Below are 25,699 nucleotides of genomic sequence, written 5' to 3'. Positions count from 1 at the left end.
TTACCAGCGATAGAGAATGCTGCCGCCGAAGACGCGCGGCTCGGAATAGATGAATTGGGTATAGCCCAGATCGTTGAACTGATAGGCCTTGGTCGCCGCCAGCTTGTTGGAGATGTTGCGCACGAAACCCTGGAGCTGGAGCTTGTCGGTCACGTCGAACGACACCGTCGCATTATGCTTGAAATAGCCGCCGAGGCGCACCGAAGGATCGTTGAAATTGTTGGTGTAGCGGGCAGACCGGTAGTTTCCGTCCCATTCGAGCGTGACGGCGCGGCCATCGGCGAGCGGGATCTTGTAGGTGACGCTGCCGTTCGCGGTCCAGTGCGGCGCATTGGCCATCTGCCGATCGGCCGTATAGATGCCGCCGGAGGGCGTGCCGTTGGTCACGTCCTGGATCTTCGTGTGGAGATAGGATCCGCCGAAGCTGAGCGTCAGATTGTCGATCGGCGCGGCCTCGATTTCGGTTTCCGCGCCGTAGCTGCTCGCATCGTGATTGCTGAGCAGGCCGCCGACCCCTTCCCAGTTGAAGGTCTGGAAATTCTTGTAATCATAGTAGAAGACAGCACTGTTCACGCGCAGCCGGCGATCAAAGAAGGTGATCTTCTCGCCGAGCTCATAGGCCCAGTTGGTCTCTGCGCCATATTTGAGCTGCGAGGTGGAGACGCCGCCCGGATAGAATCCGTTGCTGAACCCGCCCGATTTCGTGCCGCGCGAGATGCTGGCATAGAAGAGCGCGTTGTTGGTCGGCTTGAAATCCAGCTCGACCTTGCCGGAGATCAGCACCTTCGAATATTTGCCCGAAAAGGGATTGGCGATGCCGGGGCCATCGGGTGCTGGGAAGCAGTTGGTCGGCGTCGGATAGCCGGGGCAGCTGCGCAGCGAGGCGTTGTCCGCATCGCGGAAATGCTTGTTGTCATAGGTGAGACGCGCACCGGCGATGAAGGTGAATATCGAGGAGAGATCATATTCGCCCTGACCGAAGGCGGCCAGCGAGTAGGTGCGCAATTTCCAGTTGGCCGCCAGGTTGAGCGGCAGATAGGCGCCGTCATACAGGCCAGTCGTCGGATCGATCGCGCCGGGCCCCGATACCGGCACGTTGAATACCGCAAAGGGATTGTTCTGCGATTTCGAATAGAGGCCGTAGACGCCCGCGGTCCAGCGCAGCTGGCTGCCGCTATGGAAGAAGCGGAACTCCTGGCTCGCCGAATCCGCCTTGAACGGGAATTGCGCATAGCAGGTATCGTTCGGGCTCGCGTCGCAGTCCTCGGTATAGTGGCGGACGAAATGCTGATAGCCCGTCAGCGAGGTGAAGCTGACGTCGCCCAGCTTCTTCTCCGCGCGCAGGATCACGGTGGTGCCCTGCGAGCGCAGCCGCTGTGGACGGTTGGTATCCGTCACGTTCGGCGCGCCGGCACCGAAATTCTTCTCGTTATAGCCGGCGGCATCGGTGCCGTTCGGATTGAGCGAGGCAAGGCCGGTGACCGGATCGCGCACGCTCGGCGTCTGCTCATAATAAGTATGGACATGGTTCTGCCGACCATATTCGGCTTTCAGCAGCACATCCCAATTGCCATCATTATAGCGAAGCTGGGCGCGGACCGCATCGGTCCCGGCTGCGCCGCCCTTCTGATCGCTGAAGCCGGGATTCAAATTCCTGATATAGCCATCGCTGTGATGCGACAGGAAGGAGATGCGGCCCGAAAGCACATCGCTGATCGGAATGTTGACTGCGCCCTCAAGCTTCAGCTCGTTGAAACGGGCATAGCTGGCCTTGAAATAACCGCCGAAACTGTCGCCGGGCTTTTCCGTCACATAGTTGACGAGGCCGCCGGTCGAGTTGCGTCCGAACAGCGTTCCCTGCGGCCCGCGCAATATCTCGGCGCGCTGGAGATCGAACAGCGCGAAGTCGACGGCGGGCACGTTGACGACATAGAATTCGTCGACATAGACGGTGACCGGCGCTTCATTGCCCTCGCCGAAATCGTTGAGACCGATGCCGCGGATGACGATGTTGGCGCTCGAACCCGGGCCATAAGGCGAATAATTATCGACGCTGGGCGTCCGCGTGATCAGATCGATGCTGTTCGAAATGCCGCGCTGGAGGATCTGCTGGCCGGAGATAGCGGTGACGGAGATGCCGACCTTCTGCAGATTCTGCTCGCGCTTCTGCGCCGTGACGACGATGTCCTGCAGCCCGCCCATATCTTCGGCCGCCGCCGTCTGCACCGGCGCGTCCTGCGCCCGGGCCGCGCCCGCCATCAGGCCGCATGCGACCAAGGCCGACAGAGACGCACCCCCGAAAAACCGTCCTAGACCCATGTTCATTCCCCTTCGATCGCACGCGGCGACGTTGACCGGCCTCACTGCAAGTCGAGACCGATGCTCTGCGGCATCGTTCGGGAAGGATAATCGGGCTTTGCAGGAAATCCGGCTATAACGCGCTGGCAGCTTTCATACCAATTTCGCAATTATGTGCAGCCAGCGGCTATCCCTTTGCCGCAAGTCAATGCTTCAGGGTCCGCGAGGGCAGCTCGCCGAAACGGCGCGCATAGTCCTGGGCGAATTTGCTGGGATGGAGAAAGCCTGCCGCCAGCGAAACATCGGTGACGCTGAGCCCGCTGCCGCGTGCCTCCTTCAGCATCTGGCGCGCGCGATCGAGACGGTAGTTTTTGAGGAAACCCATCGGGCTGTCGTCGCGGAAACGGCGGAAGCCGTCATGCAGCGAGCGGCCGCTGACGCCGGACGCCGCGATCAGATCGGCGAGGGTCAGCGGATCGGCGAAGCGGGCGCGGATCAGCTCCTCCGCCCGGCGCACGTAGAAGGGCGCGGCAGTCTGCGCCGGATCGCGCAGATAATCGTGCGAATAATTGTGCGGTACGGATGCAAGCAGCAGGCGGCCCAGCATCTCCTCGGTGGTGCCTACCGCGCGCGGGTGGAGATAGCCCGAGGCGCCGAGATCGATATCGTCACAGATGGTGCGCACGAGCTGCGCGAAGGATGCGGCCGCGCCGTCCAGCGGCACCGGATCGGGCGAGAATATCAGCGAGCCGACCTGATGGCCGAATTCTTCCGCCAGCAGCCCCTCAATCTGCCCCCGATCGATCTTGATGGTGAAATGACGGCAGCCGGGCAAGGTGGTCTGGCGGATCGGATCATGCGGGCTGAGCACGCTCATATGGCCGGGATGGAGCGCGAAGGAACGGTCCTGATGGACGAAATGCGCCTGACCGGTGAGCACGAACTGGACGAGGAAACATTCCTCGGGCGGCGGAATGAACACCGAGACGCGCCCATAGGAGAGACCGTAATCGGTGGCGTTGAAGGTCGTGGACTTGAGCGATGCCTGGTTGTGGCGGAAGGCCATGCGCGGCAGGCCGCCCTCCGTCGCCAGATCGTGCGGGCAGAAGGCGCGGATCATATGATCGTGAATGTCGTCGAGCCGGGAGCTCGCGAATTTTGCCCAGCTGCCCAGCGGCATCTCGCCCGATGCCCAGATCGCACGTGCCTGAATTCCGTCCCCTGCCACCCAGAATTCTCCTGCAGTAGCACCGTCGCCGAGGACCCGACTCAGCCTCACGGTCTCAAGCATGACAGTTTGACGGCAAGCGCACGGACACGCAACCACAGGCAATGCCGCCGGACCGCCCTTTCGACGCATGCCGCTGTTGCGCGAGAAGAGCGATCGTCATTAGATGAATATGCAAGTATCAGGACAGGAGCATCGGCACTCGACATGGCACAGGGCAGCGGATCGGCCCGCGACGGCGGCTTCGTGGACGCAATCCTTACGGCGCGGGCGCGGGCGCGGGGTCTTGCCGCATATCCGGGCGAACCGCCGGCGACGCTGGCCGAAGCCTATGCGCTGCAGACGGCGCTGATCGGCGGATGGCGGGACGCGATCGGGGGCTGGAAGGTCGGCCGGGTCGGCAGCCCGTGGGCGGAGGCGGAAGGCGTCGGGCGCTTCATCGGGCCGATCTTCGCGCGGACCATCGTCCATAGCGAAGGCGAAACACCCTTCCCCGTCTTCGCGGGCGGCTTCGGCGCGTTCGAGGCGGAGTTCGTCATCCAGCTCGCCACGGATGCGCCGCCGCGAGAAGGAGCATGGAGCATCGAGGAAGCGGCTACGGTAGCCGGCGCGATGCATATCGGCATCGAAGTGGCGGGCAGCCCGCTGGCGCCGGTCAACGATCTCGGTCCACTCGTATCGACCGCGGCGTTCGGCAACAATGCCGGGCTGATCGTCGGACCGGCGATAGCGGGCTGGCAAGACATGGCACTGGAGCGGCTCGGCTGCGCAGCCAGTATCGACGGCGTGCTGATCCGGCAGGCGGACGCATCGGCTATTCCGGGCGGCCCGATGACCGCCTTCGCCTTCGCGCTGGAAACGGCGGCGCGGCTCGGCTTTCCCCTGAAGGCGGGGCAGTTCGTCTCGACCGGGGCGGTGACGGGCGTGTTGCCGGTGGCGATCGGACAGGAATGCGTCGCCGATTTCGGACCGTTCGGCACGCTGCACTGCGTGACGGTGCCGGCAGCGGCCGAGCGAGCTTAGAACGGGAGGAGATTGGATCGAATCATGGTCGTCATCCCAGCCCATCGCTCAGGGCTTGGATGACGCTCGACCTGAAATCCTCACGCCGCGTGACAGGCGATGAAGGACCTCTCTCTCCGGATCATCGATCCAGGAAGACGATCGATCTACAACGCCCCTGTCCGCAGCTGCCCGTCGATATGCTCGGCCTGGCGCAGGACCAGCGCGACGATGGTCAAGGTTGGATTGCAGCCGCCGGAGGTGGGAAAGAGGCTCCCGTCCGACACGAACAGGTTGGGCACGTCGTGGGTCTGGCCGAAGGGCGTACAGACGCTGGCCTTCGGATCGGTGCCCATGCGCGCGGTACCCATATTGTGGGTGGCGGGAATGAAGTCGCCCATCTCGATCACCTGCTCGGCGCCGAGCGATTCATAGATCCTGCGGCCGCGGCTCCACGCATAGGTCTTCATCGCGATCGTATTGGGATGATCCTCATAATGGATCACCGGCACCGGCAGGCCATATCCGTCGCGTTCGGTAGGATGGAGGGTGATGCCGTTCGAAAGCTGCGGCGGATCCTCCCCGGTGAGCAACATGCCCGCAAGCTGGTCATATTTGTCGAGCACCGAGGTGAGATCGCGTCCCCAGCCGCCGATCAGCATATTCTTGGCCAGTATCTCCGGCGTGAATGGTACCGTGCTGATCAGAAAGCCGCCGGCAAAGCCGCGCTCGGGCCGGTGATGCCGCTCGTCGCGGACCACGCCGGCGAGATGGGTCTGACGGTAGAAATGCACCTTGCCGGGCATCACGCCCATCACCTGGATGGTGAAATGGCGCATATAGTTGCGCCCGACGAGGCCGCTGGAGTTGGCTAGGCCATTTGGAAACCGTTCGCTGCGATTGTTGAGCAGCAGGCGCGTCGTCTCCACGACATTGCCGGCGACCGCCACTGCACGGACCTTCTGAGTATAGCTCTTGGCCTTGGAGAGATAGGTGACGCTTTCGACCCTGCCCTGCGCATCCAGGCCGATGCCGGTCGCCATGGCTTCGGGGCGCAGCTCGAACCGGCCGGTCGCCTCCGCCTTCGGAATCTCGGTATAGAGCGTCGACCATTTGGCGCCGACCGCGCAGCCCGAGGTGCAGAAGCCGAGCTGACGGCAGGCCGGACGATCGTCATGGTCGATCGAGTTGATCGCCATATTATGGGTATCGATATCGCTATAGCCGCATTTGCGCGCGCCCGCTTCGAGCACCTTGAAATTGTTGCCCGGCGGCAGGAATGGCATGCCGTGCTTGCCGCTGACGCCCATGCGGATCTCCGCCTTGTCATACCAGGGCGCGATCTCCTCCGGCGTCACCGGCCAATCGACCAAAGTGGTATCCGGCAAGGCGCCATAGGTGGTGCGGGCGCGCATCTCGTGCGGCTGCAGACGCGGACAGGCGGCCGTCCAGTGCATCGTCGTACCGCCGACGGTCTTGCAGCCCCAGACCGGGAAATTGGGATCGGGCTTTCCGGTCGCCATGCGCCGGTCGAGCCAGGTCAGCTTGCCGAACATTTCGGCCTCGTCATTGACGATGTCGCCGAAATCGAGGCGCGGGCCAGCTTCGAGGCAGACGACATTATGCCCCTTCTGCGCCAGCTCGTTGGAAAGCGTGCCGCCGGCCGCCCCCGATCCGATGACGAGGAACACCGAAGCATCGTCGAGCGCGAATGTGGTCATGCGGTCTTCGTCCCGGAAGGCAGCCAGTCGATGTCGTCGAAACCACGGTCGCGATAACCGCCATATGCAAAGGCCGAACCTTCATAGCCGACGATCGCCCAGAGCTTGCGGTCGCGGTAGATGAGTTCGGCGCAGCGCCAGAGCAACGCCTTGAAGAAGGGTTGCTGGTCGATCCGCTCGACCAGCGAACGTTGTATCGGCTGCGGCAGCGCAGCGAAAGGGCCGATCATCGATCCGTCCAGTTCCGCGAGGCCCCGATCGTGCTGTGCGACCGCAGCGGGCGCGAGTTCATCGAGATAGCGGCGGGCGATATCCGCGTAGAAGGCGTCATCGAGCCTGTCGTGCGGAAAGGCCGTGCGGATCAGCGCCGCGGTAGTCCGCTGCCTGCCGTCGGATATTGCCGGGCTGGCGTGCAGCGCAGCCGGCAATGCGGAGAAGAGGGCGACGCAGCCGATCCGCTGGATTGCCGCACGCCGGCTGACTCCAGCTGCCTTGAAAGCCATCGCCTTATCGTCAGCGAACATCGCCCCGCTCCGATCAGAAGGAGAAGCCCGCTTTCACATAATATTGCCGGCCGCGGTCATAGGCCTGCATGTAGAAGCCGAACGAGGGCTGATAATCGCCGAAGATGCGATATTTCTTGTTGCCGATATTATCGACGCCGACACTGAGCGAATAGATCTTGCGCGAATCCTGCCAGCGGACGTTCGCGTTGAACAGGCTGTAGCCGGGCTGGTAAAGTTCGGGCGTATTGATGCCGTTCGCGTTCGTAAAGAAACCGGACCGATACGTCCAGTCCCCGTGTGGCGTGACCGATCCGAGATCACCGAGTTCGATATCCTTCTCGACCGATGCGCTGGCCGTCCATTTCGAGACCAGCACGAACTTGGAATCGAGCGTCAGGCCCTGGACACCTGCGACAAGCTTCTTGAACTTGGCGTCGGTGAGACCGAGCGAACCGTTGATCCTCCAACCCTCTCCGGGGGCGATGTTGGTCTCCAGTTCAAAGCCCTGGATGCGCGCCTTGCCGGCGTTGGTGATGAACGGTCCGACCCGCGACGCATCCGCAACCAGCAGCTGCATGTCCTTATAGTCAGTATAATAGGCTGCTGCGTTGAAGCGCAGGCGATTGTTGAATCCCTGGAATTTGAAACCGGCCTCGTAGGAATCCACCGTTTCCGGCTTGAAGCTCGGCAGGCTGGGCTCCGGCGGGAAGATGCGCTGTGTGTAGCCGCCGCCTTTGAAGCCTTGGGAATAGGTTGCGTAGAGCATCAGGTCGCGATCGGCCTGGTAGGAGAGATTCACCATCGGCGTCAGCTTGTTGACGTTCGCCTTCACCGTTTCGTAGGGCACGATGCGCGTGCCCGGAGGTATGACGAGGAAAGGCGCGAGCGTCGAGACGACATATTGATCGGGCAGATAGCTCTTGCGGTCCTGGGTGTAGCGCAGACCTCCGGTGAGCGTCAGCTTGTCCGTGATCTTGTAGCCGAGCTGGGCGAACGCCGCCCAATCCTTATAATCATAATATCCGCCCGACTGGGCTTCCACGACGAGGAAATGAAGCGGATTGATATCCTCGCCTTTCTCCTGGAAATAATAGAGGCCGGCAACCCAGTTCAGACGATCGTCGAATGCCTTACCGACCACCTGCAGCTCCTGGCTGAACTGCTTCTGTGTGAATATGTCGTAGACATGGTTTATCGTCAGGTTCGATCCGTCGCGATCCTGGGCGAAGGATCCGTTGATCCGGCGAAGCGCGCTGATCGACTTCAACTGGATTTTGTCGGTCAGATCATAGGACAGGGTAAGCGAGGCCGACCACAGCTCGAGGTCGGAGAAGGTCGTGCCTGTCGAATAGTTGGTATCCTTGCTGAACAGGCGCTGATTGTAGCAGGCGGTGTTGGACGCCATCGCCGCGGTAAGGCAATCGGCAGGATTGCCGAATCCCGTGGCGATATAGTTGTTGAGCGTCACGAAGCTGCCCGTCGCGGTCGGATCGATACCGGAGATGGTCACCGGGGCGCCGTTGCTCTTGTCGCGGGTATAATCGCCTGCAAGCGTGGCGCTGAATCCGCTGCCGACGGGCGCGAACTTCAACGCGCCGCGGATCATCTTGGTATCCTGATTGCCCAGTTTCTTGTGCAGGTAGGGCGCGTTGACATAACCGTCCTGCGAGAAGATGCCGCCGCTGATCTTGGCCGAAAGGCTGTCGGTGATCGGCCCGGTTACCATGGCCCGCACGTTGATGCGGTTGTCCGTGCCATATTTGATATCGCCCTTGGCATGGAAGCTGTTACTGGGCTGCACGGTGGTGATGTTGATCGCGCCGCCGATCGTGTTGCGGCCGAACAGCGTGCCCTGCGGGCCGCGCAGCACTTCGACGGAATCGACGTCGATCAGATCGAAGACACCGCCGGCCGTGCGACCGAGATAGACGCCATCGATATAGATACCGACGCCGGGTTCGACTGTGGGCGCGAAGTCGTTCTGGCCGATACCGCGAATATACACAGCCGCATTCGACGCGATGCCGCTGTTCGATGGGACATTGGCGAAGGTGAGATTGGGCGTGAAATCCTGGATACGGCTGATCTGGGTAATGCCTTGCGCTTCCAGGCGCTCCGAGCTGAACGCGGTGATCGAGATCGGCGTGGTCTGCATATTCTCGCGCTGCTTGCGCGCGGTGACGACGATCGCCTCCAGCCCCTGAGACGAGGCGCCGGCATCCGGCGCTGCCTGCTCTTGCGCCATGGCGGGAACGCCGACGGCCGAAAGGGCGCTGGTGACGAGGAAAAGGCGTAGGGTTCCCTGCGCGCGACGGCGCACGACGTTCACGACCATATGTCAGTCTCCCGCTTTAAGATGTTCCCTGCGGATCGGCCTCGGATCTGGCGCCGCGGCTTCGATTGGAGACATCATTCCGTCTAAGTCGTTTCGCCGCTATTCAGTATCGGCAGTCATTGTGCGCGGTGAGCATCAAAGCGCGGCAGGCGCAGCAGGAAAACCCTCAATGGCAAGCAACGCGCCGGCTGCATCGAGGAGTGCGCGATCGGCAAAACGCGGCGCGGCAAGCATCATGCCGATCGGCAGGCCCGTACCGTCGGCGCCAAAGGGCATGCTGATCGAAGGCAGGCCGGCCATGCTGTCCGGACGGGTGAAGCGTGTATAGGCCGGGAAGACGGCCAGTGTCTCGCCGCCGAACTCCATCGTCGCGTCCGTACCGACAGGCGGCGCCGTCATCGGGGAGGTCGGCGTCAGGAGGAAATCGACGCCGCTTCCGAACACTCCCGCATAAGCGGCGCGCAGCGCCGGCCAGCCACGGCCGATCGCTTCGGCATAGACGCCGTCGCCGAGCGGCTGCGCAGCGAGCGCCAGCATGTGCGCGACGTCGGGCGTGGCAACGGCATCGAGCCGGTCGCCATAGGCGTGGCCGGTCAGCGCCGGAACCGCCGAGAGCAGCGACTGATGTGTCTCGTGCATCGCAATGGCAAAGCCGCAGGCCTCGTCGCATGCGAAGATAGCCGAAAGATCGACGGTCCGCAGTTCCCAGCCCGCATCGCGCAGCAGATCGCACAGGCGGAGATAGGCAGTCGCGACGTCAGGGGCGATCGGGCCGAGCATGTCCTGCGCGACGACGCCGATACGCCTCGCGTTCGGGAGGGCCGGACCGCCCTGCCCTGGCGTCAGCACGGCATCCGCCCAGCGGATCGCATCGAGATCGCGGGCCATGAGGCCGATCGTGTCCCGGCTTGGAGACAGACCGATCAATCCGTCCGCCGGGTAACGGCCGGTGCTGGGGCGAAAGCCGAGGATGCCGCAATGGGCAGCGGGAATGCGCGCCGAGCCGCCCGTATCGGTGACGAGCGAGACATCGCCGAGGCCGACCGCGAGCGCTGCGGCCGAGCCACCGCTCGACCCGCCGGCCATATGGTCGGCGGAGAAGGGATTGAGGATCGGGCCGGTCCAGCCATTCGCGCCGGTAACGCCGAAGGCGAGTTCGTGCAGGGTCGTGCGGATGGCCGGACGACCGCCGGCCGCCGCGATCAGCGTCACCGCGGCGGCATCGCGCGGCGCGACGACATCAACGAAGAGGGGGCTGCCCGCCGTCCAGGGCATGCCGCGGACCGCGATATTGTCCTTGACCAGGACGAGCGGCCCCTCGCCCTCCGGATCAACCGCATGCTCCGCGGCGAATGCGATCGCGTTGAGCGCGCGGGCCCGGGTCAGTGCCTGCATCGGATCGGACCCGCGCGCCACGGGATCAGCCCAGCGCCATGGTGACGGCCTTGCTCTCGGTATAGAGATCGATTGCCGAATGGCCGAGCTCCTTGCCGTAGCCGGACATCTTGTATCCGCCGAAGGGCACCGCCGGATCGAGCAGATTGTGACAGTTGATCCACACGCTGCCAGCCTTCAGTGCGCGCACGACGCGGTTGGCGAGCAGGAGATCCCTGGTCCAGACGCTCGCGCCGAGCCCATAGCTGCTGTCGTTCGCCATGGCGACGGCGCTGTCCAGATCGTCGAACGGCGTCGCGGCGAGCACCGGACCGAAGATCTCCTCACGGTAGATGGTCATGTCGGGCCGCGCGTCGGCGAAGACGGCCGGGCGGAAGAAATAGCCGGGCCCGTCGATAGCCGTGCCGCCCGCGACCAGCCGGCCGCCCTCGCGCTGGCCGGATTCGAGATAGGATTGCACGCGGTCGCGCTGCCTCGAGGAGATCAGCGGACCCATCTGGCTCGCCTGATCGAAGCCCGAACCGACGACGAAGCCATTGGCGACTTCGGCAAGCCCCTCGATCACCGCATCGTAGAGCGGCCGCTCGACGAACAGGCGAGAACCGGCGGTGCAGACCTGGCCGTGGTTGAAGAAGATCGCCTGGGCCGCACCCTGGACCGCCTGGCCGACATCCGCATCCTTGAGGATCACCACGGGCGATTTGCCGCCGAGCTCGAGCGAGAGACGCTTCATCGTGTCCGCCGCGCGGCGCTGAATGATCTGGCCGACTTCCGTGGAGCCGGTGAAGGCAATCTTGTCGACGCCCGGATGATCGACCAACGCAGCCCCTGGCCCTGCATCGCCGGTGACGATGTTGACGGCGCCGTCGGGGAAGCCCGCCTCGCAGATCAGCTCGCCGAGGCGCAACGCGGTGAGCGGCGTATCCTCGGCCGGCTTCAGCACCACCGTGCAGCCCGCCGCCAGCGCCGGCGCGATCTTCCAGACCGCCATCACCAGCGGAAAATTCCACGGAATGATCTGACCGACGACGCCGACCGGCTCGCGCAGCGTCTGCGAGGCGAAGCGCGCGTCCGGCACATAGGCGAAGGACGGGCTGATCGTGGTGCCCTCTATCTTGGTCGCCCAGCCCGCCATGTAGCGCAGCGAATCGATCGCAAGGCGCAGATCGCCGTAGCGGGCCATCATCAAGATCTTGCCGTTGTCGAGCGTCTCGAGCTCTGCCAGCTCCTCTGCATTCGCCTCGACGAGATCGGCCAGCTTGAGCAGCAGCCGCTCGCGCTCGACGGGACGGAGCGCGCTCCACGATCCCTCGAAGGCGCGGCGCGCAGCGGACACCGCCCTGTCGATATCGGCGGCGGTGCCGGCCGGCACCCGCTTGATCTCGAGGCCGGTCGCCGGATCGAAGACGGTGATCGACTCGCCCGATACCGACTCGACCCACTGGCCGTCGATCAGCATCCGGCCCGGCTTCGCGACGAAGCCGCGGGCGGCCGCGCCGAGACGGCTCTTCTGATCGATCATGTCACTCATGGAAACTCCTGTGGGCTGCAATGACGCGCAGACTAGGTTCCGCGCGGCTTGCCGCTATCCACAACACGAAGCGGCGATGCGAAATTGGCAGGATTGGCAGGATGGCTGCGCAGGCTTTCGTTGACAATTCACGTTCCGTGCGATTTCCTCTCAAGCGCGTCTGATGTCGGGGTGGGGTATGCGGCGCATAGGGGTCGCCGCGAACTCATGCCTGGCGAGGGAGGTCTCATGCCGTCCTTTGCACTGTCCAATGCTGCGCCGACCAAAAGGGACTTCCTGTCGTCCGATCCGGGCGAAACGCTCGACTATGTGGGCCGCACGCTGGTGCCACACCGGATGGATGTCGGCGATCCCGCGCAGATGAGCGCGAAGCTCAGCTGCTTCGAGATCGCGCCCGCCCAGATCGTCGATATCCAATATGGCACCGACGTGTGGATCGACCCGGGTGCGATCGAGGGCCATTATCTGATCCATGCAGCGTTGCGGGGCTGCAGCACGGTGCTGGTCGGCGGGCGGCAGCATGAGATGCGGGTCGACAATCTGCACATCAGCTCACCCGGCGGACCGATCAAGATCCGCATGACCTCGCAATGCCGCCATCGCACCGTACGTCTCGCCCAGCAGGCGTTCGAGGATTATCTCACCCAGGTGATGAACATCACGGTGAACCAGCCGCTGGTCTTCTACGCCGATGACGAGCAGGATCGGGGCCTGCCAGCTGCCTGGCGCAATCTCGTCGGCCATCTCGTCCAGCAGGTGACGGAGACGCCGATTCTACTCAGCAATCCACGGACGCAACGCCAATATGCGACGGTGATGATCGAGCTGCTGCTGAGCAATTTCCGCAACAGCTATTCCGACCAGATCGCGCGGTACGGCAACGACATATCGCCCTGGCACGTGCGCCGCGCCCGCGACATCATCCACGAGACGCTGGACGACACGATCTCGATCGCCGATCTCGCAGGGCAGGTTGGCGTCAGCGTGCGCAGCCTGCAGAATGGCTTCCGGCAATTCCTGGGCGTCACGCCGGTGGAATATGTCCGCCGTTACCGTCTGGAAAAGCTGCACGACGCCCTGCTGCATGGCGATCCGGACAGCAGCGTGACCGAGCTGATGCTCGAATGCGGCATCGTCAACTTCGGGCGCTATGCGCAATATTATCGCCAGCAATATGGCTGCCGGCCGTCCGAGACGTTACGCTACAGGCGACCGCGCCCGATCTGAATACTGAATTCTGCCTTTCCGCTTTGCGGGAAACCAAATGCAGACAAATGCTGGAGGGGGGCGGATTATTCGTCATGGTGAACCGTTTCAGCATGACGACAAAAAAAGAAGCTTCCCTGCGCTGCGTGAATTCGGCAGCGCTTGCGCGGGGGGCTCCAAAAAGAAGACGTCCCCTACCCCTCCACCACGCGGTGCCGGTTGAGGATGTGATTCGGGTCCATCATGCCGCGCAATCTGCGCATCAGGCCGATCTCCGCCGAAGTGCGGCTATGCCCGAGCCATTGGCGCTTGAGCAGGCCGATGCCATGCTCGGCCGAAATCGAGCCGCCCGCGTCGGCAACCGCATCATAGACGATGGCCTCTGCGATCGGGCGCAACGCTTCTTCGGGCAAGCCGAGCGCCAGATGCAGATTGCCGTCGCCGATATGGCCGAAGAAAAGCGGCGAGCAACCGGGGACCTCCGCCAATAGCTGATCGCGTAGCGCCGCGACCACGCCGCCGATGCGCGCCATCGGAATGCTCACGTCGAACGGCTCGACCACCGCCATCGCATTGACGATCGCGCCCACCGCGTCGCGGAACGCCCAGAAGCGCAGCCGTTCTCGCTCGGATCGGGCGACGATGGCATCCTGGATGACATGGGCGGCGAGCGCATCGCCGAGCACCTCGGCCACGCCCTCTTCCTCCACTCCTTCGATCTCGACGAGGACATAGAGGGGATAGGCTCGGTCGAACGGCGGGGCCATGCCGGTGTGGACCGCGGCGTGATCCAGATAGTCGCGCCACATCAGCTCGAAGCCGGTGAGCGCGCTCGGCAGGCTGCGCTCGAGCCGCTGGAACAGCGCCAGCGCGTCGGCATAGTCTACCAGCGCGCAGATCGCGGTCTGCACGCCGGCCGCGGGCGGGCGCAGCCGCATGACCGCCCGGGTGACGACGCCGAGCGTGCCTTCGCTGCCGATGAAGAGCTGCTTCAGGTCGTAGCCGGCATTGTTCTTGAGCATGACGTTCATCGAGGAGACGATCGTGCCGTCGGCCAGCACCGCCTCCAATCCGAGCACATGTTCCCGCATCATGCCGTAACGCAGCACCTGGTTGCCGCCGGCATTGGTCGCGATCATGCCGCCCAAAGTGCAACTGCCGCGCGCGCCGATGTCGACGGCGAGACGCCAGCCGGCCGCCTCCGCCGCTTCCTGGGCGGCCTGCAGCACCACGCCCGCGCCCACCGTCATCGTGCCGGCGGTCGCATCGATATCCTCGATCGCGCGCAGCCGCTCCAGCGAGAGCACCACTTCCCCGTCGAGCGGCAGCGCGCCGCGCGCCATGCCCGTGCGGCCGCCTTGCACGACGACCGGCTGGCGCCGTTCGTTGCACCAGGCGAGGACGGCCGAAACCTCCCGCGTATCGGCAGGCCTTACCATGCAGGCCGGCGCCGCGCGCGGCCCGCCGGTTTCGTCGACGAGATAGCGCGGCTCGATGGCACCGGCTTCGGCGAGATGGGCAGGCCCCACTATCCCGCGCAGATCGTCCAGCGTCACATGCTCCTCCGCGGCATCAGCCCCCGCTGCTTGAGCATGGTCACGAAATCGGCCAGCCGCGCATTGCGATAGGCGGCAACATCCGTCCCGGCATAATCGTAGAAGCCGACACCGTCGCGCAGGCCCCGCCGGGCCTCGCGCATATTGTCGCCAATGATCGCGGGTGCAGCGAAACGGACGGGGTCGAGCCGTTCCGACAGGAAGCCGCTGGCATGATGGAGAATGTCGCCACCCCCCCAATCGATGAATTCGAGCAGGCCGAGCACGGCGAAGCGGAGGCCGAAGCCGACGCGCACGGCCGTGTCGATATCCTCCGCCGTGGCGACGCCTTCCTCCACCATCCGGGCCGCCTCGTTCATCGCCAGCGCCTGGATGCGCGGCACGATATAGCCGGGCGAGGATCGGCACACGACCGGCACCTTGCCGATCCCGGTCAGCAAGTCGCGCAACCGGGCGAGCACCTCCGGCGCCGTCTCACGCGAGGGGCTGAGCTCGACCAGCGGCATCAGATGCGCGGGATTCAGCCAGTGGGCATTGAGGAAGCGCGACGGATCCGGGATCATCGGCGCCAGCATCTCGGCATCCATCGTAGAGGTGGTCGAGGCGATTATACAGTCGGGACGGACATGGGCGCCGGCAAAAGCAAAGCCGTCCGCTTTCGCCGCAAGGGTTTCGGGCACGCCTTCGAACAGCACATCGCACGCCGCCAGCGCCGCGGGCGCTTCCGCCCGGCCGGCAAAGGAGACGAGCGCCATCACCGAGGCGATATCCTCCGTCGCCAGCGCATCGACCGAGGCGAGGAAACGGAGATCGCGCTCGATCTCGGCACGGGCGTCGGCGGCCAAAGCGGCGACAGCCGCCGCCGGCCGTTCCTTGATGTCGATAAGTGTCACGGGGTGGCCGGCATAGGCGAAAGCGAGCGCTATGCCGCGCCCCATCCGTCCGGCACCGAGCGCCCCGATAGGTGCGCGCTCAGTAGCCATTGGCCAGGAAATCCGCCATCTGCCCGCGATCGAGCCCGGCGATGCCGAGGTTTTCCAGCGTGCGGCCGCCGGCATAGAGATCCTCGCCGGTAATCGCCGAGGCGATCGCCAGCAGGCCGGACGCGATCGGCGTCGGGCAGCCGGCCCAGCGGCCGATCGAGACGATCATGCTGAGCCCCAGCGCCGTATCCTCGCGCATGTAGCGATGGGTGTGGAGATCGATCTTCTCCCGCCAGTCGCCACTGTCGGTCAGCTTCTCATGCGCGGCATGGCCGTACATCCACTCGTCGCCGTCCAGGCTGTAATGATCGGCGAGGGGGAAATGCGGCGCGCCATAGCCCAGCGCCTCGCGCACCGCGATCCGTTCCTGGTCCAGAGCGGTCGTGACGGCGCGGATCGATGGCTGGGTGCCCTCATTGTGGATATCCCAGGCCGGGAAATGCTCGAGCGGGCCGGCATTCATCATGATCAGCGGCGGATGGATGACGGGGCCGGCGTTCATGAGACCGCCGGACAGCGCATCCTCCAGCGGCTCGATCGCCGGATAGAGGATTGAGAGCAGAGCCAGGGTACGATCCTTGTTCCTGGCCGGGAACACGCCGGTCGGCAGCCGCGTGGCATAGACGCTGACCACGATCGAGGCCGGCCCGTGCTTGCGCACCAGATAGGGCAAGGTACCGGTTTCGGCAAAGCTGACATCCGCGCCGTTTCCCGCCTGCCGCGCAGCACGCGCGAAGAGCAGCGAGCCGAGCGTGCCGGGCGGCAGGAACGCCACCTGACCGTCGCGCCACAGAGGGGCGCAGGCCCTGGCAAGGGAGTCATGCGTATCGGCGGGCAATGGAATGATCACCGCCTCGGCCGCCTCCATCGCCTCGGCAAGGGAGGTGGTGGGATGCGCGATCGCCACGTCGCGTTCGCCCTTGAAATCCCGCACATGAATGGAGCGGCCGGCCAGCACGGGCGCGAACGCGTCGACATCGCGGCGCCAGAACCAGACCTCATGACCCGCTTCGCTCAATTCGGCGGCGGCGGCATAAGAACCGTGACCGCCGCCGAGAACCGCAACCTTCATTCCATCCTCCGAACCATTGCCGCCCTCTTATCGTAGGCCTCGACGGCGGGGGGCTATGCGATATCGGCAGGGCCGAGCCGAAAAGAGCAGCAATCCCATCAGCCTCCGCGCTCGCCCTAGCGCGTGTAAGGCCGCCGCCCGAGCGCGAGCAGGCCAGCCCCGCCAAGGCTGGCAACGGTTACCACCAGCGCCAGCGACGCTGCGATACCGGAGGGCACGGTGAACAGCCGATCGTTGAACAGCCCGACGAGCAACGATCCGACGCTGAGTCCGATCAGCGAATTACTGCACAGGAACAGCGCCGATACGCGCGATCGCATGCGGGCCGGCGCAACGAGCTGCATGACCGCCGTCGAAGGCGGCATCGGGAAGGAGGCGAAGAACAAGGCGATGCCGAGCAGCGTTGTGCCGCCCCATAGCGATCCGGCGGCCGGCAGCAACGCGGCCGGCACCACCGTGCCGAGCACACCCACGATCCCGGTGCGGAACGGCGCATCCCGATGGCCGCGCGCGGCCATCCGGTCCATCATCCAACCGCTCGTCAGCACGCCTCCGCCGCCGGCGAGCAGCGCTATGCAGCCCAGCCACAGCCCGCTCTGCGCCGGCGTCAGCCCGAAGCTGCGCATCAGATAGGCGGGGGACCAGCCGAGCAGCGCGAACAACGCCATGGCGGCGCAGGTGAAGCCCGCGATATGCGGCCCGAAGATGGCGCGTTCCCGCCACAGGAAGCGGAGCACGGCAGAGAAGCGCGGCACCGCGCCCACCGCATTGCGCTCATCCGCCGACAGGGGCTCCTTGACGGTGAGGAAAACGAGCAGGGCGAGCAGCACGCCCGGCGCGCCGACGAGCAGGAACACCAGTTGCCACGGTTTCAGCAGTACCCCGGCGACGAGCCGATCGCCCCCTGCCCCAACCAGCGCGATCGCCGCGCCTCCGACGAGGAAGGCAAGCCCGGCACCCAGAAAGGAGCCCAGCGAATAGACCGCGATCGCGCGGCCCAGCTTCTCGCGCGGGAACAGATCGGCGATCAGCGAATAGGTAGCCGGAGACAGCGCCGCCTCGCCCGCGCCGACGCCGATCCGCGCGGCGAAGAGCTGGCCGAACCCGCGTGCGAAACCGCAGGCGATGGTCGCCATGCTCCAGAAGGCGATCCCGGCGGCGATGATCGCAGGGCGGGACATCCGATCGGCAAGACCAGCGATCGGCACGCCCATGGTCGCGTAGAAGATCGAAAAGGCAAGGCCGCTGAGCAGGCCGAACTGCGTGTCGCTGATCCCGAGATCCGCCTTGATCGGGCCGATCAGGAGCGACAGGATCTGGCGATCGATGAAGGAGAAGACATAGGCGACCATGCAGAGCCCGACGACGTACCAGCCGCGCCGCAACCGCTGCCTCTCCGCCTGCGGATCGCGCTCGTTGTTCATGGCTGGGAAGGATCCGCCTTCAGGTCGTTCGCCCGCTTGATCACATAGGCGCGTATCGCCTCCACCTGCCCAGGAGTCAGGTCCTTCGAGAAATTGGGCATGCCGAGCGGCTCTGCCGCGCCTTCCAGCACGAAAGCCTTGAAGGTGGCGGGATCGGCGATCGCCGCCGAGCGGCGCAGATCCGGCACGCCGCCGTGGTTCACCGCGCTATCGCCGTGGCACATCCAGCAATTGGTGTGAAAGATGCGATGCCCCTCGGCCACCTGCTCGGGCGGCGCGGTCGCGGGCGGCGGATCGAGCGGCGCCCGCTCGAGCGGCGGCAATTTCGGTAGGGCGGCCTGCCCGCCGATCCGGAAGGTGACGATCCGGTTGACCCGCGGCGGCACCGCCTTCTTCAGCGCCTCGCCCATGTTGAGCGGCAGGATCCCGCCCCAGCCGACCGCGACCGAGACATATTGCACGCCGCCGACACGATAGGTGACGGGCGGCGCGACGATGCCGGAATCGAGATGCGCCGACCACAGCTTCCTGCCGGTCGTCGCGTCATAGGCGGCAAACTCGCCCTCGCCATTGCCCTGAAAGACGAGGCCTGTCGCCGTCGAGAGCACGCCGCCGTTCCAGGGCATCGGCATCGGCACCGACCACATCTTCCTGCGTGCGACCGGATCCCAGGCGATCAGCGCGCCGCCCATCATGCCGCGTATCTGCGCGCGGATCTTCGGATCTTCCGGCATAGCCGTCCTCGCGGGATCCTGGCCGGTGTTCCAGCCGCGCGGATCATAATGGAATTTGGCCGCATCCTCGGCGATGTAGCCATAGGGGATCTCGGCCGTCGGTATGTAGACGTAGCCGGTCTTCGGGCTGTAGCTCATCGGCTGCCAGCCATGGCCGCCAGCGGGCGACGGCAGGCCGATGAACGGCTTTTCGCTGCCGTAGCGCGCCTCGGGCGCGATGTCGGGGCGGCCGGTCCTGGGATCGAGACCTTTGGACCAGTTCAGTGGAACATAGGGCGTGCCCGAGATGAACTGGCCGGTCTGGCGGTCGATCACGTAGAAATAGCCGTTCTTCGGCGCCTGCATCAGCACCTTGCGCAGCCTCCCGTCGATGGTGAGATCGGCGAGGATCATATGCTGGGTGGCGGTATAATCCCACTGATCGCCGGGCACCTCCTGGAAATGCCAGACATAGTCTCCGGTCTCCGGCTTCAGTGCGACGATCGAGGAAAGGAAAAGATTGTCGCCGCCGCCGGGGCTGCGCACCTTGATGTCCCACGGTCCGCCATTGCCGACGCCGATGTAGAGCAGGTCGAGCTCGGGATCATAGGCCATCGAATCCCAGACGGTGCCGCCGCCGCCATATTTCCACCATTCGCCGCGCCAGGTCTTCGCGGCCATCGCGATGGCCTTGTTTTCGAAACCTTTCGCCGGATCGCCCGGCACCGTGTAGAAGCGCCAGGCCAGCTTGCCGCTGTCGACGTCATAGGCGCTGACATAGCCGCGGACCGCATATTCGGCCCCGCCATTGCCGATCAGCACCTTATTGCCGATCACGCGCGGCGCGCCGGTGATAGTGTAACTCTTGCCCGGATCGGTGGTGACGGCGGTCCAGACCGGCTTGCCGGTCCTGGCGTCGAGCGCGACGAGGCGGCCGTCGAGCACGCCGACGAAGACCTTGCCGTTCGCATAGGCGACGCCGCGATTGACCACGTCGCAACAGGCGCGCCGCGCGATGCCGCCTTCGAAATCGGGATCGTAGCTCCACAGCTTGCGGCCGGTGCGCGCGTCCAACGCGATCACCTTGCTCCACGGCCCGGAGGCATACATCACACCGTCGACGACGATCGGCGTCCCTTCCACCCCGCGCAGCGAACGAGCGTCGAAATCGGCGTACCAGGCGACACCCAGCTGGCCGACATTGGCTGGCGTGATCTGATCCAGGCTGCTGTAGCGCGTTTCGGCGGGGTTGAGCCCATAGCTGGGCCAGCCGATGTCGGCCGGCCGCTTGGCAGGCACGGTGCCGGCGGCGAGCGCGACCGCCATGACCGCGACGATCGCTGCGCCTGCCTTTTTCTTCATTCGCATTCGTCCTGAGCAACGGTGTACGGCCCGTCAGTCTGCACGCCCCGCCGGAATGCGCGATCTCGCTTGCGAAATCCTTATGCAGGACGCGCAATATTCAGGACGGCAGGCGCAATTGCTCCAGCCGGACGCGTTCGATCGTCGCCGACGGCGCCTCGCTGTACATCTCCCGATAGAGGCTGGCGAAGCGGCCGCTGTGCCCCATCCAATAGCGATTGGCGAGCGCAGTCACGGATAGCGCGCCATCGCTCGCCAATATGTCGGCGCGTGCCTGCTCCAGTCGGCGCAGCCGCAGCCAGCGCATGGGGCTGTGGCCCAGGAACCGGTCGAAACCATGATAAAGGGTGCGCACCGGCACGCGCGCCGCCTCGACGATGTCGTCCAGGCCGATATCCTCGTCGAGATGCGCGGAGATGAAACGTTCGGCACGGTGCACGAAACCCGGCAGCACGCCCGGCGCGCGAGCGGCAGCCTCTTCCTCGAACAAGGCTGCGCGCAGCAGCTCGACGAGGCTCGCCTCGTTCGCGGCAGCAACGCGGGCGAGGCCGAAAAGCCGCGATCCGGCGTGGAATTCGCCGCATAGATAATCGAGGAAGGAGATGAGCTGCCCCGCGCCACCGCACGGCGCATCGGCCATGTGCTCGGCGATGTTGTGCACGGGCTGATAAGGAGCACCGCTGCCGAGCAGGCGCCGGGCGGGAATGCCGATCGCCAGATGGCGATGATCCGCCCCGATCTGGAAGGCATAGCGCGTATCGGGATTCATCAGCAGGCAATCGCCGGCTTGCATCGACCAGCTTCGCCCTTCGAAATCGACGGTAGCGGAACCGGACAATGCGATCACGAGCACGAAGTGGCTGCGGCGCAGACCGTCGATCAGCACGTCGACGTCGGCGCCGTAACTGATCTGGTTGAGGCTAACCTCGCGTAGCGACGCATAGCAGTGACGGAAATCGAGCTGCTGGGTGGCGCTCTGCACCACCACTTCATGCGGAAAGAATACCCGCGAGACGCTGCCGAGTGCCTCGAGCCGTTCAGCGCTGGCGAAGCTTTCGCCTGGAAAGGGCGGCCGGGCCCGGCTACCAGCCCCGACCAGATAGTGGTGGTCGATCATCATGTGCCGCAAGGCGGGTCCGAACTGCATCATGCCATGCCCTTTGCCATCAGGGCCGGAGTGCGGGCTTGACGCTACCGATCCTCTGCCACCTCGCCGCCCTATCACCGGCAAAAACCGGAAATGATGATCACGTGCTATCGGCGCCGAGTCTATACCAATTGCGAAAGCAGCGTCCGCAATGCGGGGCGCTCGGAGGCTGTTTGGCGAAGCGCCTTTGGCGTAGACGTGACACCAGCCTCGGGCCGCGCTCTTACGCGCATTTGCACTCTCACGCGGTGGCCAGCGCCGCAAGCGACTTCGGCAGCACGCCGAACGCCCGGATCATCACGGTATAATCCCAGCAATCGATATTGTGGAGGATCCGCCCGTCCCGGAACCTGTAGGAGGAAAGGCCGGTGAAGAGGATGGGATGGCCGGTGCGGTCGATCCCCTCGAACGGGCCGTTCCAATGCGCGCTGATCACCCAATGCGACGAGCCGCGCTCGGGCATCACCAGCCGCACGGGGAAAGTGAGCGTGAAATCGGGCATGGTGGCGAACACCGCCTCGGCGAAATCGCGGATGCCGGCATGGCCTTCATGCCGGGCATTGAGCGCCATGTCCTCATAAATGCAGTCTGGCGTAAACAGTGCCACAAGCGCGTCGATATCCTTTCTCGACCATGCATTTTCCAGCGTGTCGAAGATCGCTTCGCTGTTTTCGGTCATGGGGTCTCCTTCATCATCGGTCACTTTCCGCTCTTCGCCAGCAGGGCGAAGGAAATCCCGTCTCACGCCACGCTCGCGCCGAAATGCGGCAGGATCGTCTCCCCGATCAGCACCAGCGAGCGTGTCGGATCGGGGCCGGTGGGCGGGCCGAAGGCGATATGGTCGGCACCGGCGGCGATCATCTCCTCGATCTGGCCGATCACGTCATGGGGCGTGCCGGTGAGGCTGAAGGCGCGGATCGAGGCGTCGCTGACCAGCGCCTTGGCACGCTCGACATCGCCGGCGTTGAATGCCGCGAAGGCGGCGTTAACCTGTTCTTCGTCGATGCCCGCCTGGGTGGTCATCGGCGCGAGGAACGGCTGGAGCAGCGCCAGCATGCCGCGGATCCTGTCCTCGGCGGCGGCGCGATCCTCGTCGATCGAGGCGAGCGGGCCGACGATGATCTCGGTCCCCGCCGGATCGCGTCCGGCCGCCGCGGCACCGGCGAGGAATTCAGCTCGCAGTTCCGCGATATGCTTCGGGCTCGCCGTGCAGTCGATCTTGATGCCGGCCGCGATGCCGCCGGCCATACGGGCCATCTTGTGGCCCCAGGTGCCGATGAACAGGGGAATGCGACGCGGCACATCGAATTGGAAATAAAGATCGGCGGTCGCCCTGAAGAATTCGCCGTCGAACGGCGTCCTGTCGCCCGCCAGCATGCGGTCCATCACCTGCCAGGCTTCCTTCAGCATCTTGATCGGACGCACCGGATGGGTGATGCCGAGCAGCGGGTTGAACCCGCCCCGCCCCACGCCGCAGACCATCCTTCCGCCGCTAAGCTCGTCGAGCGCGGCGAGATTGGCAGCGTGATAGACCGGATTGGCCACCTGCGGCGTCACGATGAACGGGCCGAGCTGTAGCCGGCTGGTGTTCATCGCGATCATCGTCAGGATCGGCCAGGCCGGCCGGAAGACGAGATCGTCGGCTATGTGGATCTGCGAAAATCCATAGGCCTCGACCTGCCGGGCGAGCGGAACATAATCGGCCATCGGCAGGGCGCCGGTGACCATGACACTGAAACGCGTCGTCATGAGCAATGCCTGCCTCTACCCGATCAATAGCTGTAGCGCAGGCGCAGGAACCACTCGCGCGGGCGCGAGATCGTCGCCTGGGTGTAGCCGATGCCCGCATTGGACACGCCGCTGACGATATAGGTCTTGTCGGTGAGGTTGGTGACGCCCACCGAGGCTTCGATATGCTTGCCCGGCGTCCGATAGGTGACGCTTGAATTCAAGATGCCGTAGCTCTTCTGGTAAAGCGCCGGATCGTTGGAGAATTCCTTGAACTGGCCGCTGCGCCACGCATAGTCGACACGAAGCTGCAGGCGCCCTTTCCCATCGTCGAAAGCAGTCGCGGTGCCGCCGATATTGTAGGTCCATTTCGGCGTGTTCGGGATCTTGAACGTTGCCGCGGCCGGATAATTGGCCAGGGCCTGCGCCGAGAAATGGCGATATTCGGCGTCGGTATAGCCCATGCTGCCGTCGAACCGCAGCCAGTCCGTCACCGCCGCGGAACTTTCGATCTCGATGCCCTTGATCCGCGCCGATGCGGCGTTGGCGAGCACCGGCACGAAGGCGCCGATCGGCCCCGCACCATCCGGATCGATATTGTAGGTGATCTGGATGTCCTTGTAATCGGTATAGAATCCCGCGATGTTGAAGCGCAGGCGGCGATCGAACAACTCGCTCTTCAGACCAACCTCGTAGGAGGTCGCCTTTTCCGGACCGGCATAGGAGACGATATCGTCGGGATCGGTGCCTGCCGCGGGAACGACCGGCGGGAAATAGCGCATGGTGAAGCCGCCACCCTTGAAGCCCTTGGAATAGCTGGCATAGATCATCGCGTCGCGGCTGAGCTTGTAGTTGATCGAGACCATCGGCGTCACCGACTTGCTCTTGCGCGCATACCAGCCGGCCGGAAACAGCGGCGTGCCGGGCGCGCCGACGGCGCCGGCGAAGAGATTGGTGAAGCCGGGCACTGGCGTCACCGAAAGATAATCGTAGCCCTGCAGCACCTGGCCGGCGGGATTGAAGCGCCGGGTTTCATCCGTGTAGCGCAGTCCGCCAGTGATCGAGAGCTGGCTGGTGAGATCATAGGTCGCCTGACCGAACGCCGCATAGCTGTCGTTGCGAATGCGCCCGCCGGAGAGGAACTGCACCAGGGTCAGCTCGACCGGAAAGAGCTGCTTGCCGGTCTCGTGCAGATAATAAAGACCGAGCACATAATGCAGCTTGCTGCCGAAGGCGTCGCCGAGCAGCTGGACTTCCTGGCTGAACTGCTGCGTCTTGATGTACTGAGCGATGTAGTTGTAATAATATGGCGATGCGGTGATGTCCTGCGCGATATCCGCCTTCACCTTGCGCCAGGCGGTGATCGACTTGAGTTTCGCCCCGCCCAGATTCCATTCGAGCGTGAGCCCGGTGCCGATTACGTCGGTATTGGATCTATTGGGCCCGACATTGGTGGTCTCGTGCGTGTCGATCGGTCTCACCCACTGGCTGTTGTAGCAATAGGGATTGGTGAAGCGCGAGGCGCCCGCGCTGGCGAGGCACACGCCGCTGGGAACGCCGGCATTATAGGCGCCGGCAAAGGACGCATTCTCGTCGACGCGGACGAGCACCTGTCCCGGCGATTCCTCGCGGATGCGCGTGCCGTCGAGGCTGAGCGTCGCAAGCAGGTTCGGCGCCAGATCCGCCTCGATCGCCAGCCGGCCGCTCAGCCGGTTCATATTGCCCTGCCGCGCGCCGGTATATTCGCCATCCGGCGTCACCCGTTTCACGAAGCCGCCCCGGCTCTGATAGGCGCCCGACAGCCGCACACGCACCGCATCGGTGATCGGGCCGGAGATCGCCGCCTTGGCATCGAAGCGGCCATAGCTACCGGTAGTCAGCTCGCCATAATATTCCAGCGCCTTGGACGGGCGCTTGCTGACCAGCTGGATGGCGCCACCGATCGTGTTCTTGCCGAACAGCGTGCCTTGCGGCCCGCGCAGCACCTCGATGCGATCGATGTCGACCGTGTCGAGCAGCGAGCCCATCGACTTGCCGATATAGACGCCATCCAGATAGACGCCGACGGCCGGTTCCACGGTCAGTACATAATCGGTCTGCCCGATGCCGCGGATCGAGATCTGGCTGGAGGCACCGCCCCCGGATTCGCTGGCGGTACTGTCGAACTGCACATTTGGCACGAAATTGGTGATGTCCGACGAGGTCTGGATATTACGCTCCGCCAATGCGGCGGAATTGAACGCCGACACCGAGAGCGGCGTGGTCTGCAGGCTCTCCGCGCGACGGCGGGCAGTGACGACGATATCCTCCAGCCCCGCGCCGGACACGGTCGGGCCGCCATCCTGCGCCCAGGCACAAGCCGGCGCGCCGATCAGCACGAGGCCGAGCAACGAGGTGGACTGGCGAAACAGGCGGGCGGCGCAGCCGCGTCCGGCGATGCTCATGACGTTTTCCCCTTGTCGCGCCCTCTCGGCGCTTGTCGGAGCGGATAG

18 protein-coding genes are annotated in these 25,699 nt (G+C 64.6%); 2 read left to right on the top strand and 16 right to left on the bottom strand.

Annotated elements, in window-relative coordinates; all coding sequences use genetic code 11:
* Together GQY20_RS16000 and GQY20_RS15995 are read right to left on the bottom strand one after the other, a co-directional pair.
* Positions 1–2,259, bottom strand: coding sequence for a TonB-dependent receptor (locus tag GQY20_RS16000; RefSeq protein ID WP_232476081.1), 2,259 nt, complete (start codon positions 2,257–2,259; stop codon positions 1–3).
* 244 nt (positions 2,260–2,503) lie between these two features.
* On the bottom strand, positions 2,504–3,526 hold the full coding sequence (locus GQY20_RS15995; protein ID WP_232476080.1) for an AraC family transcriptional regulator: 1,023 nt from the start codon (positions 3,524–3,526) through the stop codon (positions 2,504–2,506).
* 207 nt (positions 3,527–3,733) lie between these two features.
* Here GQY20_RS15995 and GQY20_RS15990 point away from each other — a divergent pair, with 207 nt between their 5' ends.
* Entirely contained in the window at positions 3,734–4,549 is an 816-nt protein-coding gene (locus GQY20_RS15990; RefSeq protein ID WP_157218103.1) for a 2-keto-4-pentenoate hydratase, read from the top strand.
* A gap of 146 nt (positions 4,550–4,695) precedes the next feature.
* Here GQY20_RS15990 and GQY20_RS15985 read toward each other — a convergent pair whose 3' ends face one another.
* The 5 genes from GQY20_RS15985 to GQY20_RS15965 all read right to left on the bottom strand — a co-directional run bounded on the left by GQY20_RS15985 (position 4,696) and on the right by GQY20_RS15965 (position 12,016).
* Positions 4,696–6,249, bottom strand: a complete 1,554-nt coding sequence (locus tag GQY20_RS15985; RefSeq protein ID WP_157218102.1) for a GMC family oxidoreductase — start codon at positions 6,247–6,249, stop codon at positions 4,696–4,698.
* Positions 6,246–6,773 (bottom strand): hypothetical protein, encoded by a 528-nt coding sequence (locus GQY20_RS15980; protein ID WP_157218101.1) that lies wholly within the window; start codon positions 6,771–6,773, stop codon positions 6,246–6,248. Before GQY20_RS15980 ends, GQY20_RS15985 begins: the two co-directional genes overlap by 4 nt.
* 13 nt (positions 6,774–6,786) lie before the next feature.
* Positions 6,787–9,090 carry a TonB-dependent receptor gene (locus GQY20_RS15975; protein WP_157218100.1) on the bottom strand — a complete coding sequence of 768 codons (2,304 nt, stop codon included), beginning with the start codon at positions 9,088–9,090 and terminating at the stop codon, positions 6,787–6,789.
* A gap of 135 nt (positions 9,091–9,225) precedes the next feature.
* Positions 9,226–10,506, bottom strand: a complete 1,281-nt coding sequence (locus tag GQY20_RS15970; protein ID WP_232476079.1) for an amidase family protein — start codon at positions 10,504–10,506, stop codon at positions 9,226–9,228.
* 4 nt (positions 10,507–10,510) lie between these two features.
* Positions 10,511–12,016, bottom strand: coding sequence for an aldehyde dehydrogenase family protein (locus GQY20_RS15965; RefSeq protein WP_157218099.1), 1,506 nt, complete (start codon positions 12,014–12,016; stop codon positions 10,511–10,513).
* 228 nt (positions 12,017–12,244) lie between these two features.
* On the opposite strand from GQY20_RS15965, the gene GQY20_RS15960 reads away from it, so the two are divergent.
* Positions 12,245–13,243: an AraC family transcriptional regulator gene (locus tag GQY20_RS15960; protein WP_157218098.1), complete on the top strand. Its 999-nt coding sequence runs from the start codon at positions 12,245–12,247 to the stop codon at positions 13,241–13,243.
* A gap of 173 nt (positions 13,244–13,416) precedes the next feature.
* Here GQY20_RS15960 and GQY20_RS15955 read toward each other — a convergent pair whose 3' ends face one another.
* From GQY20_RS15955 to GQY20_RS15915, 9 genes are all read right to left on the bottom strand, one after another.
* Positions 13,417–14,778, bottom strand: coding sequence for an FAD-binding oxidoreductase (locus tag GQY20_RS15955; RefSeq protein ID WP_157218097.1), 1,362 nt, complete (start codon positions 14,776–14,778; stop codon positions 13,417–13,419).
* On the bottom strand, positions 14,775–15,761 hold the full coding sequence (locus GQY20_RS15950) for a 3-hydroxybutyryl-CoA dehydrogenase (RefSeq protein ID WP_157218096.1): 987 nt from the start codon (positions 15,759–15,761) through the stop codon (positions 14,775–14,777). The genes GQY20_RS15955 and GQY20_RS15950 overlap by 4 nt, the downstream gene beginning before the upstream one ends.
* Positions 15,751–16,833, bottom strand: a complete 1,083-nt coding sequence (locus tag GQY20_RS15945; RefSeq protein WP_157218095.1) for an NAD/NADP octopine/nopaline dehydrogenase family protein — start codon at positions 16,831–16,833, stop codon at positions 15,751–15,753. Before GQY20_RS15945 ends, GQY20_RS15950 begins: the two co-directional genes overlap by 11 nt.
* Before the next feature lie 116 nt (positions 16,834–16,949).
* Entirely contained in the window at positions 16,950–18,257 is a 1,308-nt protein-coding gene (locus tag GQY20_RS15940) for a spinster family MFS transporter (protein ID WP_198350999.1), read from the bottom strand.
* Positions 18,254–20,338, bottom strand: coding sequence for a PQQ-dependent dehydrogenase, methanol/ethanol family (locus tag GQY20_RS15935; RefSeq protein WP_157218094.1), 2,085 nt, complete (start codon positions 20,336–20,338; stop codon positions 18,254–18,256). The genes GQY20_RS15940 and GQY20_RS15935 overlap by 4 nt, the downstream gene beginning before the upstream one ends.
* A 94-nt stretch (positions 20,339–20,432) precedes the next feature.
* On the bottom strand, positions 20,433–21,479 hold the full coding sequence (locus GQY20_RS15930; RefSeq protein ID WP_198350998.1) for an AraC family transcriptional regulator: 1,047 nt from the start codon (positions 21,477–21,479) through the stop codon (positions 20,433–20,435).
* A gap of 241 nt (positions 21,480–21,720) precedes the next feature.
* Entirely contained in the window at positions 21,721–22,158 is a 438-nt protein-coding gene (locus GQY20_RS15925; protein WP_157218092.1) for an ester cyclase, read from the bottom strand.
* 62 nt (positions 22,159–22,220) lie between these two features.
* A complete protein-coding gene (locus GQY20_RS15920) occupies positions 22,221–23,228 on the bottom strand; it encodes an LLM class flavin-dependent oxidoreductase (protein ID WP_157218091.1) in 1,008 nt (335 codons plus the stop codon).
* A gap of 23 nt (positions 23,229–23,251) precedes the next feature.
* Entirely contained in the window at positions 23,252–25,651 is a 2,400-nt protein-coding gene (locus GQY20_RS15915; RefSeq protein WP_157218090.1) for a TonB-dependent receptor, read from the bottom strand.
* Positions 25,652–25,699: the final 48 nt, after the last annotated feature.

This window comes from Flavisphingomonas formosensis, from assembly GCF_009755815.1.
Lineage (GTDB): Bacteria > Pseudomonadota > Alphaproteobacteria > Sphingomonadales > Sphingomonadaceae > Flavisphingomonas > Flavisphingomonas formosensis.
The sequence above is the reverse complement of the archived record's forward strand: the minus strand, read 5'-3'. Positions and strand labels throughout refer to the sequence as shown.